Consider the following 15,298-nt stretch of genomic DNA (forward strand, 5'->3'; position numbering starts at 1 on the left):
CCAAACAGGAAAACAACAAGACTTTACTTTCCTAATAACCGCTTCATTCATGATTAAACCAGCTTAACTTGCTGGTTTTTTATTCCTTATTTTTAATTCTTTTCATTAACCGTTCCATCGGCTGCATTTCAGGCAGGACAATATACTGCTCTCCATTTGTTTCGACAACAACATTACCATAACCTGCTGTTGAGAAGATTTGACTATCGACCTTTTGCAAGTTATTAATCACTCTACCTACAGGATGTCCATAATCATTCGATGCACTATACGTTATAATCGATACTTCAGGACTTACTTCTCTGAGAAACTTTAACGTACTGCTGGAATTTGAACCATGATGGGCGACTTTCAGAACTTCCGCGTCGACATCATATTTTTCCGCAATCGCTTCTTCCTGCTCCGCTTCCACATCACTCATAAAGAGGAAATCAATTTTCTCATAGGTTAATTTAAGTGCTATGGCGGATTGATTCCTATTTTCCGCATCTTCCTCTGCCGCATGCAGAACTTTCAGCTCCACCTCCTCCGCAAGCGTGATGCTGTCATTTGCTTGGGCTATTTGCACTGGAATTTTTTCTTTGAAAAGATAGAACCGATATTTAGCAAATGTCTTGGTCAAATGAACTTCCCCATTTTCAAGTACTTTCCGTACAGGTAAATGCTCTAACACAGCAATTAATCCGCCGATGTGATCGTAATCCGGGTGAGTGGCAACCATTAAATCAATTTCTTCAATCTGCTGCTCCTTTAAATAACGGACAATTTTACTTCCAGCTTTCGGTACACCGCCATCAATTAAGATCGCCTGATTGTCCGGGGTTTCAATCAGTATGCTGTCCCCTTGCCCTACATCAATGAAATGAACACGCAAGCTGTTCTGTGGTGTGGCATATGTAATTTGAGGGATTATAAATAATAAAAGGAAGAATAAATGGATTATTTTTTTCATCGGAGTCACCCTTTCTTCCTCTTATTTTGCACCGAAACAAGCTACTTATGAGCATGAAAAAATCCCGCTGCACGAGGCAACGGGATTACTCATTTAAAATTTATGCTTGTTTAACTGCTATTTCATCTTCTACTACATCAATATGAACTTTATCTACGGATTCCGATTCAAGAATTAAATCGGTAAGCTGGTCTTCTATTTTATCCTGGATGACACGACGTAATGGTCTTGCACCGAAACGCGGGTCATATCCAAGTTCAACCAATTTTTCTTTCGCTGCATCTGTAATCGTAATTTCGATATCATTTTCCTCAATCGTTTCCTCAAGCTCATGCAGCATCAAATCAAGAATAGCTAGTAAGTTTTCTTTCGCTAATTCGTTGAACTCTACAATTGCGTCAAATCGGTTCAAGAATTCTGGTTTGAAGAAATCACTTAAATTCTCTAACGTTGAAACAGCGTCATGTGTGTTATTGAAACCAACATTGACATTTTTCGCACCAGTTCCAGCGTTACTTGTCATAATAATGACGGATTCTTTAAAGCTCACCATTCTGCCCTGGGAGTCTGTCAGATGACCATCTTCCATAATTTGTAGGAACATATTTTGCACGTCTGGATGTGCTTTTTCAATTTCATCAAGCAAGATGATGGAATACGGATTACGGCGGACTTTCTCGCTTAACTGTCCTGCCTCTTCATGACCGACATATCCTGGTGGTGAACCAATGATTTTAGACACAGAATGTTTTTCCATGTACTCACTCATATCTAGACGAATGAGCGCATCACGTTTTCCGAATAATTCTTCTGCAAGAACTTTTGTCAGCTCTGTTTTACCAACACCAGTCGGACCTACGAATAGGAAGGAACCGATTGGACGTTCTTTCGATTTCAGACCTGCACGGCTACGACGAATCGCTTTAGCGACCTTGTCTACCGCCTCGTCTTGTCCGATTACTTTACCGCGTAAATGAGTTGCCAAGTTCTTCATCTGTTTTTGTTCTTCTGCTTGCATTTTCGTTACAGGAATGCCAGTTTTCTCTTCTACAATCAATTCGATATCAGAGACAGATACATCGGTAACTTTCTCACTGTCATCTGCTTTCTCTAATTGTTTCTGTAATTGAATTTCCTGATAACGGAGATTTGCTGCCAGTTCATAGTCCTCACGTTCCGCTGCTTCTTGTTTTTCCTTCACAATTTCATCCAAACGTTGTTGCAAGGAGTTTGCATCTTGCTGGGAGTTATTCAAGTTCAAGCGTGAACCGACTTCATCCATTAAGTCAATCGCCTTGTCTGGCAAGAAACGATCTTGGATGTAACGGTCAGATAATGTCGCAAAAGCTTCAATAACATCATCTGCATACTTCACTTCATGGAATGCTTCGTAGCGATCTTTAATTCCATGTAAAATTTGTACTGTTTGTTCGAGTGTCGGTTCTTTTACAATAACTGGCTGCAAGCGTCGTTCAAGTGCCGGATCCTTTTCAATCTGACGGTATTCTTTCAGCGTCGTTGCACCGATTAACTGCATTTCACCACGTGCAAGAGCTGGTTTTAAAATATTACCTGCATCCATTTGAGAACCTTCAGCTGTACCTGCTCCGACGATTAAATGGATCTCATCAATAAAGAGGATGACATCTTTTCTTTCTTGAAGCTCTGTAATAAGCTTTTTCATCCGTTCTTCGAATTGGCCGCGAATACCTGTATTCGCAACTAAAGAGGCAACATCGAGCAAGTATACTTCTTTAGAAAGCAACTTACTTGGAACGGTTCCTTCTACAATTCGCAGTGCCAAACCTTCTGCGATTGCCGTTTTACCTACACCTGGTTCTCCGATAAGAACCGGATTGTTTTTACTTCTTCTATTTAATGTTTCAATGACACGTTTAATTTCCTGATCGCGCCCGATAATCGGATCGATTTCTCCTGCTCGTGCAGAATCAGTTAGATTTTTCCCTAATTGATCAAGTAGACCTTCACGTTTCTTTGTGCGTTGTTGTGTACGTGCTCCTGTTTGTCCATTTCCCGCTTGAGAGAATTGGTTTTGAAATGGATTTTCTCCTTGATTGAAATTGGAGAAGAAATTATTTGCCTGATTCATCATATTTCCTTGTATTTCACGTAAACAGGAGTTACATAGATGCATTTCCATTCGCTGTCCGTTCATATGCACAGACGCATTTACATTTGCCTCATTAACACCGCAATGTTGACATTTCATCTTACATTCCTCCTAAATTTATTTATTATTAAATTGATCAAATTTGACTTTGACTATCTTTGACCTTAAACCCATTATACTCTGACCTTTTTTGACTTTCAAGTGTTTTGCCCAACTTTTTTTATTTTTTTTTTGCAGGAACGAAAAAGCAGATAGAGACTAGTTCTCTCATCTGCTAATTTCATTCCATATTTTATCATCGTTATCCCAAAATTCAACGGGAGCATGTTCGACTAAATCTTTTTCATTTGATTCTTTTATTTCTTCTGCAAAGTTTACAATCCGAGTAATCTCCTGTTCTGACAAATCATCCAGAAGATCGAATAGACGCTTTTTTGTATCCATATATTATCCCTCGCTTTTAAGGTATTCAATAACAGTATACCCGGAAAGCGTCAGTGGAAAACAAATGCCTGAAAAATGATGGAAGACTTTACATGTTCTCCATTTCTCTTTGACGCAGTTCGATTCTTCTTATTTTACCAGAGGTGGTTTTCGGAAGTTCATCAATAAATTCAATAGCCCGCGGATACTTATATGGTGCTGTCTGTTGTTTTACATGATCTTGTAAATTCTTAATCAAGTCTGTATTGTTCTTATCGACATTCTGCTTAAGAACGACATAAGCTTTGACGATATTCCCTCGGACAGCGTCTGGACTTGCGACGACCGCACACTCTTGAACATATGGATGCTTCACAAGAGCATCTTCCACTTCAAATGGTCCTATCGTATAACCCGAGCTAACAATTATATCGTCTCTGCGGCCTTCAAACCAGAAATAACCATCTTCATCTTTTCTCGCCTGGTCTCCTGTAATATAAAATTCACCCCGGCGAGATGCTTTCGTTCGTTCGATGTCTTTATAGTACTCACGGAAAAGCGCTGGACTATCTAGACGGATCGCAATATCCCCGACTTCATTTACCCCTGCTATATTTCCTTCTTCATCAATAATTACTACATCATTACCCGGCGTTGGTTTGCCCATGGAGCCTGGCTTTATTTCCATATCTTTCGTAATTCCTAGAAGTAATGTATTCTCTGTTTGACCATAGCCGTCACGAACGGTAATATCAAAATACTTCCGGAACGTATCGATGACTTCTACGTTAAGCGGCTCTCCTGCAGATACCGCGCTGCGTAAATGCGGCAACTTATAATCCTCAAGATGTTCGACTTTTGCCATGATGCGATACTCTGTCGGCGTGCAACAGAGCACATTGATTTCATTATCTTGAAGGAGTTGGAGATATTTGGACGGATCGAATTTCCCGCTATAAATAAACCCTGTCGCTCCAGAACCAAGTACAGATAGAAGTGGGCTCCAAACCCATTTTTGCCAGCCAGGAGCTGCTGTAGCCCAAACTAAATCATCCTCTTCCACACCAAGCCAATTTTCCGGCGCGGTCTTCAAATGAGCGAATCCCCAAGCATGGGTATGCACAACACCTTTTGGATTCCCTGTCGTTCCTGATGTATATGGTAAAAATGCGATTGTCTCTTTTGTCGTATCTACCATCTCAAGTTCTTCACTAGCGTTTGCTTTTGTCTCATCAAGAAATTCCCAGTCATCAACGGCATGTCCAACGCTAAATTTCTTCAGTTCAGCAAAGTTGGAAACTTTACTTACTTCTGTTGTAAACTCATGGAAAGCCACGACTCCACTAACTTCTCCGTGTTGAATCCGGTATTCTAAATCGTTTACTTTTAACATTTCCGAGCTTGGAATAATGATAATCCCTGTTTTTAATGCCGCCAAGTAGACTTCATATGTTTCAATAAGCCGAGGCATGATGATGAGTATTTTATCCCCGCGTTCAAGACCGCTATTCAAAAATACATTTCCGATTTTGTTTACATTTCGAATTAGCGCTTGATAGGTAATCTCTTTTTTATTATTATTTTCATCCAGCCAGATGAGTGCTTTTTTGTTTGTATCTGCTGCATATTTCTCGACTTCCATCGCAATGTTATATTGTTTTGGTGCGATTAAATCTTCTCTCATCATCCCGCTACCACCACTTTCTTTTATTTTCTCTCCATTATATCAAAGCCTCAGAAAGTTTGGCACGATTTTAATGAAAAAGTCGGAAAACAGATGAGTCTGCTTCCCGACTTTGTATGCTAAGGCGCCCGCGAAACGAATCGCATACTTAGCCTATAAGGGCTTTTGCGCCTTTGTTTATTAATATCCATAAATCACTTCAGGTATCTGATCACGTAAAATTAGATCATCTAAACTTTTAAATTGATATCCTTCTTCTTTTAAATCCGTTATTAATACAGCAAGTGCTTCGGCGTTATCCTTTGAAACGGTATGAAGTAAAACAATCGCGCCTGGATGGATTTTCTCCATCACTTCTTCATACGCATAACGCCATCCCTTTTGATTGGACGTTTCCCAATCTTTAAAGGCAAGCGACCAAAAGATATGAATATAACCTAATTCATTCGCCCATTCCAGTGTCTGTTCATTAAAAATACCCCTTGGCGGACGTAAGTATTTCAAATCTTTTTGATCAGATACTTCACTTACCTTTTTTTCCAAGTCCTCCAGTTCTTGACGCATCGCATCTTTCGTTAAAATGGAAAAGTCAGGGTGGTGATAGGAATGATTTCCGATAATATGTCCTTCATCAACCATTCGCTTGACTAAATCGGGAGCTGTTTCTACATAATGCCCGGTAACGAAGAAAGTTGCCGGTACATTTTCCTTTTTCAGCACATCGAGAATTTGTGGAGTATACCCTTCCTCATAACCATTATCGAACGTTAAATAAATATGTTTCCCACCGGATGAATCCGCAAAATAAGCACCATATTCTTGTAGTAAATCACCATAAGAGCCGATTTCCGGAATTTCACCAGCCGAACCCTTTTTATACCCCCAGCCAAAGCCACGAGCATCGACCTCTGTTTCTAAACTGAATCCGATAATCAAGACAAAAACGAAACAATATCCTAACAAACGCTTCATCAACAACACCCTTTTTCCCTAGCATAACCTCCGGACTCAAAAATTATGCGGGAGTGGTGGGACAAGGGGGCAGAGTATTTGTCCCGCACAAGATGGGATAAATGCTCTGACCCCCTGTCCCGGCAACTTATAAGATCATTGCTGCAACCCAGCCGAAGATGATGAGTGGGATGTTGTAGTGCAGGAAAGTTGGTACTACTGTATCCCATATATGGTTATGGTTTCCATCAGCGTTCAAGCCGGACGTTGGACCAAGTGTACTGTCCGAAGCTGGTGAACCAGCGTCACCCAGTGCTCCAGCTGTTCCGATTAACGCGGCGATCGCAAGTGGTGAAAATCCTGCCGCCAGACAAATCGGGACATATAGCGCAACTAAAATTGGAATTGTACCGAATGAAGAACCAATTCCCATTGTTACAAGGAGTCCTACTAATAATAGAATGAAGGCAATGACAGCTTGATTGTCTCCTATAAACCCAGCAGACGCTTTGACTAATGCATCGACTGCTCCTGTTTCACTTAAAACTGTTCCGTAACCTGAAGCTACAAGCATAATAAATGCAATCATTCCCATTAATCCAATTCCTTCTGTCATAATCTTATCAAGATTACGATACGGCACAACAAGGAACACAAACATAACTAATAATCCAGCGAGTGCGCCGAGTATTAGATTTTGTGTAATGATTTGTACGACTAACGCCGCTATAATGGCGATAATGGTAAAGAAATGTTTCTTATTAAAAGCAAAATCTTCTTGATTCAAAGCTTCAATGTCTACCGTTGTACCTCCACCAGAGCCTTTAACCGGATCTCTTCCTTTTCGGTACGTAATAAATATCGCAACAAAGAGTCCTACAACCATACCAAGTCCAGGTATCAGCATCGCAAATGCCGTATCCCAAGCAGTTAACTCAATACCATTCTCTGCTAGACCATCGACAATAATGCCATGGAAAATGGCTCCAAATCCTAATGGAAGCATGACATATGGCGCTTTTAATCCAAACGTAAGTGCCGCCGCAACAGCTCGGCGATCAATCCGCATTTTATTAAATAACTTCAGCAGCGGTGGTATTAAAATCGGTATAAATGCAATATGGACAGGAATCGCATTTTGCGAAAGGCTGGCAATTCCTGCTAATAAGAGTAAGATTGTCGCCCTTTTTCCTGATAATTTATCGATTACAAAATTCACAAGAAAACTAGTAATTCCTGTATAACTAATGGCAATCGCAAATGCTCCAAGTAAGATATAACTTAAAGCCGTATTCGCTTGACCGCCCATTCCACTTACGAGTAAATCAACCGTATCTACAAACGAAAGTCCTGACATGACACCCGCAACGATTCCTGCTGCAATGAGTGCCAAAACAACATTAAGTCGTAATAAGCTGAGAATAATCAGCACTAGAACGGACACAACTACAACCCATTCCACAATTACTTCCCCCTTAAATCTCTACTCTTTTATCACTTTAATACTTCATCATAATAAAGCATTGAAGATAAAAAAGCAACCCCTTTATAAAGGTAATGGTACATTGGGGTCGGAGGCATTGTCCCAGTAAAGTCGGACAATGCCTCGTGCCCCCAATGTCCCTCTCTTCTTTTATTTGACTTGAAAGTTGTAGGATATATAATTTTGGACGGGAATCCAGGCCCCGATCCCTTGTTTTGTTACGTTTTTAATGACTAGTTGCTTTTTTGTTCCTTTTAATTGGATATATACTTCACCGAAAGTTACCCGGCCCTTTTCATGGATTGCTGGTGCATACGCTTCAAGAATTCCCATTTTTTCCTGAGGTACAGGGTAAGCATGAGCCATTTTTGTATTTCGACCTACTTCCACTTCATAAGCAAGGGGAAGCTTTGTTTTCTCTTCCGCTTTTTGCAGCACCATGTTTTTTACTGTTCCTGCGTCAGCAATCTTATTGGTGAGCATTCCTTTAATTTCTTTATTTTCCTGTTGAATATAATTCATTTCCTGCTGTCCCTCGGAACCATTTTGCAGTTCATTTTTATTAATGGCTTGATATTCCCAGTTGACACCTGTTTCCAATGATTCATACTGCAAGGGCCAGCGTCCAAGATAAATCTCTCCACGGTATCCAATGCCAATTGGAGATGGCTTAATGCTTGATTCATTTAATTGTTGAATCAGCTCCGAGTTCTCTATTGCCACAGAAGTACTCTCAAGCAGTTCCCTCGTTTCCTCACTTGCCTCGACAACCTCATTATCAGAATCATCATTTTGCACCGTATTTTCCTTTGATATATCTAATACATGACTCGGTATTTCAAAGTTTTCTTCCGTTTCCTTTTTTTCCTCAGCAAATAAAACAACGGGAAAAGCAAGTATGATGAAAAATGCAGCAGACATACCGGTTAAACGTTTACTGTTCATAGACCTCCATCCTTTCTTTTCCTATAGTTTTTTCGCTTCATGGAAAAATATACACGCTGATGGTACAAAAAAACATGCTGTCTGGTTGTTCTTTTCCAGACTCGCATGTTTTTATTAAAGATACCTGCTATACCTTTTCTCAAAATACTCCTGTATCATGCCAATTAAAATACATAACGGCCAGTAGATAAGAGCCACAAGTATATACATCGTCATTGCATCGAACTCTCGTCCCGCAACAATTTGCGTTTTCTGAAACAATTCCGGAACTGTAATTACAGCAGCCAATGATGTCGCCTTCAGCATGTCCATCGAAACATTCGTAAGCGGAGGAATAGCCGTCCGAATCGCCTGCGGGAGGATAATGATTCGCAATGTTGTCCAGTAGGGAATATTCAATGCTTTCGCGCTTTCCCACTGTCCCTTATCAACACTATTTAAAGCAGACCTGTCAATCTCAGCGATATAAGCAGCACCATTCAGTCCGAACCCGACAATCGCCGCCGTAAGTGCTGTAAATTCAACTCCAATGACCGGTAAACCGAAATAAAGAATAAATAAAAACACGAGCATCGGTGTCCCACGCATAAAAGAAATATAAATTCGTGCCGGAATTCGTAACAAAAAATGTTTGGAACCTCTTGCTAGTGCTAGGAACAAACCAAGGATCATCCCAATTACCATGCCGGCAACCGTGATTCCTACCGTCATCGGCAGCCCTTCTAGAACAAATGGCAGGCTCTTAAGTGCCAGTTCAACATCAAATAGGCTGCTTAAATCAATTCCATTTAAATTCATTTGCTTCTACCTACAATTCTATTCCTTCAATTTCTTCAATTTCATCTTCCGGTTCTCTCGATGCATCTTCTTCATAGAACTGAACTGCTAGCTCTGTCAATGTACCATCTTCGTGCATTTCTGCTAGTGCTTCATTTATTTTTTCCGTCAAAACATCAGCATGTTTTGGAAGAACCACAGCTTGCTCTGTCGGATAAAATTTCAATGTCGGATGGAGATGAATATCGAATTCCGGGAATGCGGCAACACCGAATTTTGTTAAGAAATAATCATTCATGACAAGGTCTGTTCTTCCATTATTCACATCACTTAAATACGCTTCATTCGGCGCGTTCCCATATGTAACAACTTCCGCACCATATTGTTCGGCAATTTGACTATAAATCGTCGTTGCCCCACCGCCAGCTTTTTTCCCTGCCAAATCCTCTAAGCTTTCAATACCGGAGTTATCGTCTGCTCGAACCGCCATCGTCGTCCAAGAATATTTATAAGGGGCGCTGAAGTTAAATTCTTCTTGCCGCTTCTTTGTAATCGACATGTCATTTGCCGCCACATCGATCCGTCCACTATTAATAGCCGGCATCATACTGTCTACGCTCATAATTTCAAATTTCACTTCCAACTCTAAGCGTTCAGCAATTTCCTTCATCACTTCTACATCATATCCAGTAAGCTCATCATTTTCATCGTAAAAAGATGCTGCAATTAACGTACCCGATGTGCCAACTACCAACTCTCCCGCTTCTTCAACCTGCTCCCATCTTTCATCTGTTGCTTGGTCTTGTGCATTGTCGTCAGCGTTTTCATTTCCTCCACCACATGCAGCTAGGATCGTAATCAATCCAATCACTGACAAAAATACGAATCGCTTCATTTTTACCCCTCCTGTTATACTTTTTATCAATAAAAATTATAACACAAAGGTTTCTTTTATAACAAGGAAGTATACCAATAAAAGCAAAATCCAATCTCAATCTGTTACATTTTTAAAAAAATATAACATAAACAGATTAAAAAATAAGGCAATTAGACTACTAACTGCCTTATTCAATCGTCTTTTTCCATGCTGCCCGTTCATGAAGTGAAGCATTTAATACTCCACCAATGAGCACAATCATTCCAAATAAATAAAACCAGACCATAAGCACAATAACTGTCCCAAGACTTCCATAGGTTGTTGAATAGTTTGCCAAGTTTTCTACATAAAAAGAAAAGGCCCAAGACACGAGTTGAAAGCCGACCGTGGAAAATAATGCCCCCCAGACAATATGTTTGAAATACACTCTGCGATTCGGGGTAAGCCGGTACAACGCAACTAACACGATAAAGAAAATGATAGAAGAGGTAACCCAGCGAAATGTTTCCCAGATTTGCAAAAATTCAGCTGAAAAGCCGAACCAAGAGAAAAAGTATTCTCCGATCATCTTCCCGAATACTGGTAATAATAAGGCAACGATAACGACAAAAAACATGCCGACCGTAAGCAGCATTGATAAAAGACGGTAGATGATAAATAGCCGCTTCGGTTTTATTCCATAAGCACGGTTTAATGCTTTCCGCACCGCATTCACTCCGTTTGAAGCTGCCCAGAGCGTACCAATGATTCCAATGGATAACAATCCACCACTTTGAACCCGCAGCAATGACTCAATGTTCGATTCGATTAAATCATATACTTGGGGCGGAGCATAATCCACTATAGTTTGTAAAATAACCGCTTCATCCAAGGAGAAATAGCCAATCAAGTTAAATAAAAATAATAGGAAGGGAAAAAGTGACAGAAGAAAAAAATAAGCGAGCTGTGCCGCCAACCCAAAAACATCGACTTTATCCATTCGTTCATAAAATTCATTTAAAGCCGGGAAGAGATTTTTCAAATTCCGACCCTCCACGTAAAAGACAATGCCCCATCGCAAGAATTGAGATGGGGTATTTCTTTTGTCTCGTAATGTTCACGCTGGTTTTAGTTTTTATTCACTAAACGGTCAAGAGTGGATTCTACCTGTTCCAACGCGTTGATCGTATTTTCAGCCCCAACAGAAATATTTGCATTCAATTTGTCGAATGAATGACGCATTTTTTGCACCGTTTCCGTCGGATTGCTTAATAGGTCACCTGAATTGTCTTTTAACTTATTCAGACACGTTTTCGTATAGTTGCGTGCATCCTTGTCAAATTGCATTGCGAGTGCACCAAGTAAGGCACCTGCTACGACGCCAATGATTAATTTCTTTTGTCCCATTTTGCTCTCTCCTTTTCCAATTCTTTTTCTATCATATCATGTTCCATCATTATCTTATATTATAAGCGAATTAATTTAGATGAATCAATGAAAGCTGTAACAATCTGTGTTTTTTTATCGAATTATATTATTCTGATTAGAATTACATGGTAGATGACAACTACTTGATCGCTTTCATACAGCGTAAGTGTTCGAAACTCACTTCTGGAGGTCCGCAGTCCAGACACCTCTCGCACCTGCTGAGCGGCCGGCAAGCCTCCTCGCGCTATCGCGCTGCGGGGTCTCGCCAGGCCTATCCTCCCGCAGGAGTCTCGAGGTGTCTGGACTGCTACCAGGAAAGGCCATATTGGAATCACTGTTTAATGTGCTGGAAGGGTATAATCGTATCGTACAGGAATAATTTGTATTAAAAATAATCATCCCTACCAGTTCAGTTGCCCGGTGGACGGTGACTCCTGCGAGAACAGCACGAGCCTGGAGACCCCGCAGGGCGGAAACCCGAGGAGCTCTAGCAGTGCCCAAGGATGCGCATCCGTCCACCAGGCAACTGAACGGCGATTAGAGAGCAAACCATGAGAACTCGCAAAACACTTACGCTGTATGAAAACGATTTTCAATGGAATGCAGGGTCTTTCTAAGAATTGGAATTAAATAATTCGGAACCAAGGTAAAAAGGTATTGACTTATCGCTAAAAATTCGGAATATTAATAAGTAGAAACGGAACACAAAAAAGGATAAGGGGATGATGACATGGTAGATTTTCTAGAAAAGGTAAGTAGTTTCGTATGGGGTCCGCCTCTATTGATTCTCATCGTTGGTACAGGACTCTACCTCACCTTCAGACTTGGATTTGTGCAGATTACAGCACTGCCGACTGCTTTAATCAACGCTTTTAGCCGCAGGAAACAAGACAAATTATCTGAAGGGGATATCACCCATTATCAAGCATTAACAACCGCAATGGCAGCTACAGTAGGAACAGGGAATATCGTTGGGGTTGCAACGGCAGTTATTGCAGGTGGACCAGGAGCCGTGTTTTGGATGTGGGTGATGGCGATCTTTGGAATGGCTACCAAGTATGCGGAAGCGGTTCTTGCAGTAAAGTATCGAGTGAAAGACGCGAAAGGAGAAATGGCTGGTGGCCCGATGTATTATCTAGAACGGGGACTGAATGCCAAATGGCTCGCAATCTTATTTGCCATTTTCGGCTCCATTGCCGCATTTGGTATCGGAAACATGGTTCAAGCGAATTCCGTGTCAGCTGCTGCTTCAAACACGTTTAATATCCCGACATGGGTTACAGGCATTATTCTTTTTATCATTACAGCGATTGTCATTCTTGGCGGGATTAAAAGCATTGGACGCGTGACTGCTTACCTTGTACCTGTTATGGCTGTATTTTATGTTTTTGGTGGTTTAATTATTATGATGCTGAACGTCGATTTAGTACCAACAGCTTTCAATATCATTTTAACGGACGCCTTTACCGCAAATGCGATTGGAGGCGGTATTTTAGGGACCGTGATCCGGTACGGTGTTGCCCGCGGGATTTTCTCAAACGAAGCAGGTCTTGGATCTGCTCCAATTGCAGCCGCAGCAGCAAAGACTGATTATGCTGGTAGACAAGGTCTTGTTTCGATGACACAAGTATTTATCGATACGATAATCGTTTGCAGTATCACTGGAATTACGATTGTGATGGCTGACTTACATCAGACCGGAATTGATGGCGGTGCTTTAACGAGTGAATCTTTCGGCGTATTCCTAGGTACACCAGGCACCTATATTGTTGGTATCGCAACCATTCTATTTGCTTACTCCACACTGATTGGCTGGTCTTACTATGGTGAGAAATGTTTTAACTATCTCTTCAAGAGTCCAAAGGCAATTACCTTTTATCGCACCGTATGGGTTTTTGTCGTGCTCGTCGGTTCCGTGACGCTGATAGATATCGTCTGGCTCTTTTCCGATATTTTTAATGCGTTGATGGCCATTCCTAACCTAATCGGATTGCTCGGATTGTCCGGAGTTGTCGCATACGAAACGAAACGCTTCCTTAAAGTTGCGAAAGAAGAAAAAGAAGCGGGGAAAAAAGCAAAAGTTTCCTAGTGGAAGTATGTTTATGAATAATGGCAGTTCAATCAGATTATTCCGCTGATTGAACTGCCATTATTTTAAAATCAGGACAATTGCTCTGACCCTCTGTCCCGAATTTAGGATTCACTGTTGATTTTTTCGATGAGGGAGATGACTTCTTCTCCTTCTGTTGGGTCAATGCTGATTAGTTTAGTAGTTGTGATGATCGATTCGGTGAATATTTTCATATCTTCTTCACTGAAGTCATCTGGTGTGTTCTTTTCCCAGCGTAAAGGAACATAGTAACGATTAATCGTCCCGTCGCCATTCCCGCTGTAGGTTATCGAACCGTCAATTAATCGGGCGCCCGTCAATTGAATGACGTCTTCCGGATAGACAGCACTTGATTCGGCATTTGGATTAAGCGGCTCGCCTTTTGCAATATGGCGTACATTTAATTCATCGACATTCTGATTGTCTCCAAGCTGCAGCCATATACGGGCATATTCAATTTCTTCATTTGTATAAGCTGCTAGTGAATCTGATTTTTCCGCGTGATCTGTTAGAGTGTGATCTCCCTCTACTGCTGCGTCAGTTTCCGCTTCAGTTGCAAGGGAGGCACTTACTTCTCCCTTCTTCTCTTCAATCTTCTCTGATTCAGCTTCTTCTATTTCCCGAGATGCATCATACTCTTCTTTCATTTGCGGATTGGTCTTATCTTCCGTACTATGCTTTGCCGCAGCTGTATCTTCATTACTTCCGCAAGCGGTGAGCAAAAGCAGGCATAAACCAATCCAAATTAAGTTCCGACTCCTCATTCCCTATATACCTCCATACCATATGTAGTCAACAACCCATGACCGTAAAAGCGGGGCTTGGGGTCAGAGCATTTGTCCCATTCCAGAGCGGGACAAATGCTCTGACCCCGTGTCCGGTTACGCTAAGGCTGTGATGCATTGTTGGTCGTTGTTTTTGGCGGTGTTGACGTAGGCGGAGACGGGGTAGGCAGTGAACGCTGGATCTTCGAATTGTTTTAGAAGTTCGCTTGCTTCTGCTGGTTCAAATTGCACTGGTTTAATCCATGCATCTTCTGCGTGTTTCGGCAGTATGATCGGCATCCGGTGATGGATATCCTTCATGAATCCATGTGAATCCTTCGTCAGAATTGTACAAGTAAATAACGTTTCATCGCCCTCTGTCCATTTATCCCATAAACCGGCAAATGCAAAATATTTCCTGCCTTCCACTTGAATCCGTTGAGGAATTTTCTCCCCGTCTGTTTGCTTCCATTCGTAAAAACTATCCGCTACAATTAAACAACGCTTCCTTGCCATCAGCTGTTTAAAACTGGGCTTTACATGAGCGGTTTCACTTCTTGCATTAATCATTTTATACCCAATCTTCGGGTCATCTGCCCAAGATGGCACCAGTCCCCATCGTAAATAACCAGCCCGCTTCCGCTTTCCATCATGAATAATCGCGAGCACTTGTTGACCTGGTGCTACATTATAGCTTTCATGAAAATCTTCTATCGGTTGTTCTAACGCAAATTCATCCAACAGTTCCAGTTGATCGCCAAGCAAAGTATATCTGCCGCACATTTATAAGTCCT

At 41.2% G+C, this 15,298-nt stretch carries 14 protein-coding genes; 1 reads left to right on the forward strand and 13 read right to left on the reverse strand.

Annotated elements, in window-relative coordinates:
* Positions 1-79 precede the first annotated feature (79 nt).
* The 11 genes from LZD48_RS10770 to LZD48_RS10820 form a co-directional block, all read right to left on the reverse strand.
* Positions 80-952: a ComEC/Rec2 family competence protein gene (locus tag LZD48_RS10770; protein ID WP_235762756.1), complete on the reverse strand. Its 873-nt coding sequence runs from the start codon at positions 950-952 to the stop codon at positions 80-82.
* Between the two features lie 100 nt (positions 953-1,052).
* On the reverse strand, positions 1,053-3,182 hold the full coding sequence (locus tag LZD48_RS10775) for an ATP-dependent Clp protease ATP-binding subunit (protein ID WP_235762757.1): 2,130 nt from the start codon (positions 3,180-3,182) through the stop codon (positions 1,053-1,055).
* A 168-nt stretch (positions 3,183-3,350) separates the two neighbouring features.
* Positions 3,351-3,527, reverse strand: coding sequence for a hypothetical protein (locus LZD48_RS10780; protein ID WP_235762758.1), 177 nt, complete (start codon positions 3,525-3,527; stop codon positions 3,351-3,353).
* 88 nt (positions 3,528-3,615) lie between these two features.
* On the reverse strand, positions 3,616-5,193 hold the full coding sequence (mbcS, locus tag LZD48_RS10785) for an acyl-CoA synthetase MbcS (protein WP_235762759.1): 1,578 nt from the start codon (positions 5,191-5,193) through the stop codon (positions 3,616-3,618).
* 177 nt (positions 5,194-5,370) lie between these two features.
* Entirely contained in the window at positions 5,371-6,162 is a 792-nt protein-coding gene (gene pdaA / locus LZD48_RS10790) for a delta-lactam-biosynthetic de-N-acetylase (RefSeq protein WP_235762760.1), read from the reverse strand.
* A gap of 127 nt (positions 6,163-6,289) precedes the next feature.
* Complete coding sequence (locus LZD48_RS10795; protein WP_235762761.1) at positions 6,290-7,603, reverse strand: Na+/H+ antiporter family protein; 1,314 nt, start codon at positions 7,601-7,603, stop codon at positions 6,290-6,292.
* 171 nt (positions 7,604-7,774) lie between these two features.
* Complete coding sequence (locus LZD48_RS10800) at positions 7,775-8,569, reverse strand: YfkD family protein (RefSeq protein WP_235762762.1); 795 nt, start codon at positions 8,567-8,569, stop codon at positions 7,775-7,777.
* Between the two features lie 114 nt (positions 8,570-8,683).
* Positions 8,684-9,367 (reverse strand): amino acid ABC transporter permease, encoded by a 684-nt coding sequence (locus LZD48_RS10805; RefSeq protein ID WP_235762763.1) that lies wholly within the window; start codon positions 9,365-9,367, stop codon positions 8,684-8,686.
* Positions 9,368-9,377: 10 nt separating this feature from the next.
* Positions 9,378-10,241, reverse strand: a complete 864-nt coding sequence (locus LZD48_RS10810; RefSeq protein ID WP_235762764.1) for a transporter substrate-binding domain-containing protein — start codon at positions 10,239-10,241, stop codon at positions 9,378-9,380.
* 169 nt (positions 10,242-10,410) lie between these two features.
* The gene (locus tag LZD48_RS10815) at positions 10,411-11,244 is read right to left on the reverse strand and encodes a YihY/virulence factor BrkB family protein (protein WP_235762765.1); all 834 of its coding nucleotides are present in this window, start codon (positions 11,242-11,244) and stop codon (positions 10,411-10,413) included.
* 86 nt (positions 11,245-11,330) lie between these two features.
* Positions 11,331-11,609 (reverse strand): YtxH domain-containing protein, encoded by a 279-nt coding sequence (locus LZD48_RS10820; RefSeq protein WP_235762766.1) that lies wholly within the window; start codon positions 11,607-11,609, stop codon positions 11,331-11,333.
* A gap of 751 nt (positions 11,610-12,360) precedes the next feature.
* On the opposite strand from LZD48_RS10820, the gene LZD48_RS10825 reads away from it, so the two are divergent.
* Positions 12,361-13,719, forward strand: a complete 1,359-nt coding sequence (locus LZD48_RS10825; protein WP_235762767.1) for an alanine/glycine:cation symporter family protein — start codon at positions 12,361-12,363, stop codon at positions 13,717-13,719.
* 104 nt (positions 13,720-13,823) lie between these two features.
* Here the strand turns inward: LZD48_RS10825 and LZD48_RS10830 are convergent, their stop codons facing one another.
* A complete protein-coding gene (locus LZD48_RS10830) occupies positions 13,824-14,504 on the reverse strand; it encodes a YdeJ family lipoprotein (protein WP_235762768.1) in 681 nt (226 codons plus the stop codon).
* 117 nt (positions 14,505-14,621) lie between these two features.
* Positions 14,622-15,287: an SOS response-associated peptidase gene (locus LZD48_RS10835; protein ID WP_235762769.1), complete on the reverse strand. Its 666-nt coding sequence runs from the start codon at positions 15,285-15,287 to the stop codon at positions 14,622-14,624.
* Positions 15,288-15,298 lie beyond the last annotated feature (11 nt).

Origin of the sequence: Oceanobacillus alkalisoli, from assembly GCF_021556485.1 — a bacterium.
Taxonomy (GTDB): Bacteria; Bacillota; Bacilli; order Bacillales; family Amphibacillaceae; genus Oceanobacillus; species Oceanobacillus alkalisoli.

Coding starts and splice junctions, on each gene's coding strand:
- LZD48_RS10770 (WP_235762756.1), bottom strand. CDS start 952: ATGAAAAAAATAATCCATTTATTCTTCCTTTTATTATTTATAATCCCT.
- LZD48_RS10775 (WP_235762757.1), bottom strand. CDS start 3,182: ATGAAATGTCAACATTGCGGTGTTAATGAGGCAAATGTAAATGCGTCT.
- LZD48_RS10780 (WP_235762758.1), bottom strand. CDS start 3,527: ATGGATACAAAAAAGCGTCTATTCGATCTTCTGGATGATTTGTCAGAA.
- mbcS (WP_235762759.1), bottom strand. CDS start 5,193: ATGATGAGAGAAGATTTAATCGCACCAAAACAATATAACATTGCGATG.
- pdaA (WP_235762760.1), bottom strand. CDS start 6,162: ATGAAGCGTTTGTTAGGATATTGTTTCGTTTTTGTCTTGATTATCGGA.
- LZD48_RS10800 (WP_235762762.1), bottom strand. CDS start 8,569: ATGAACAGTAAACGTTTAACCGGTATGTCTGCTGCATTTTTCATCATA.
- LZD48_RS10805 (WP_235762763.1), bottom strand. CDS start 9,367: ATGAATTTAAATGGAATTGATTTAAGCAGCCTATTTGATGTTGAACTG.
- LZD48_RS10810 (WP_235762764.1), bottom strand. CDS start 10,241: ATGAAGCGATTCGTATTTTTGTCAGTGATTGGATTGATTACGATCCTA.
- LZD48_RS10820 (WP_235762766.1), bottom strand. CDS start 11,609: ATGGGACAAAAGAAATTAATCATTGGCGTCGTAGCAGGTGCCTTACTT.
- LZD48_RS10825 (WP_235762767.1), top strand. CDS start 12,361: ATGGTAGATTTTCTAGAAAAGGTAAGTAGTTTCGTATGGGGTCCGCCT.
- LZD48_RS10830 (WP_235762768.1), bottom strand. CDS start 14,504: ATGAGGAGTCGGAACTTAATTTGGATTGGTTTATGCCTGCTTTTGCTC.
- LZD48_RS10835 (WP_235762769.1), bottom strand. CDS start 15,287: ATGTGCGGCAGATATACTTTGCTTGGCGATCAACTGGAACTGTTGGAT.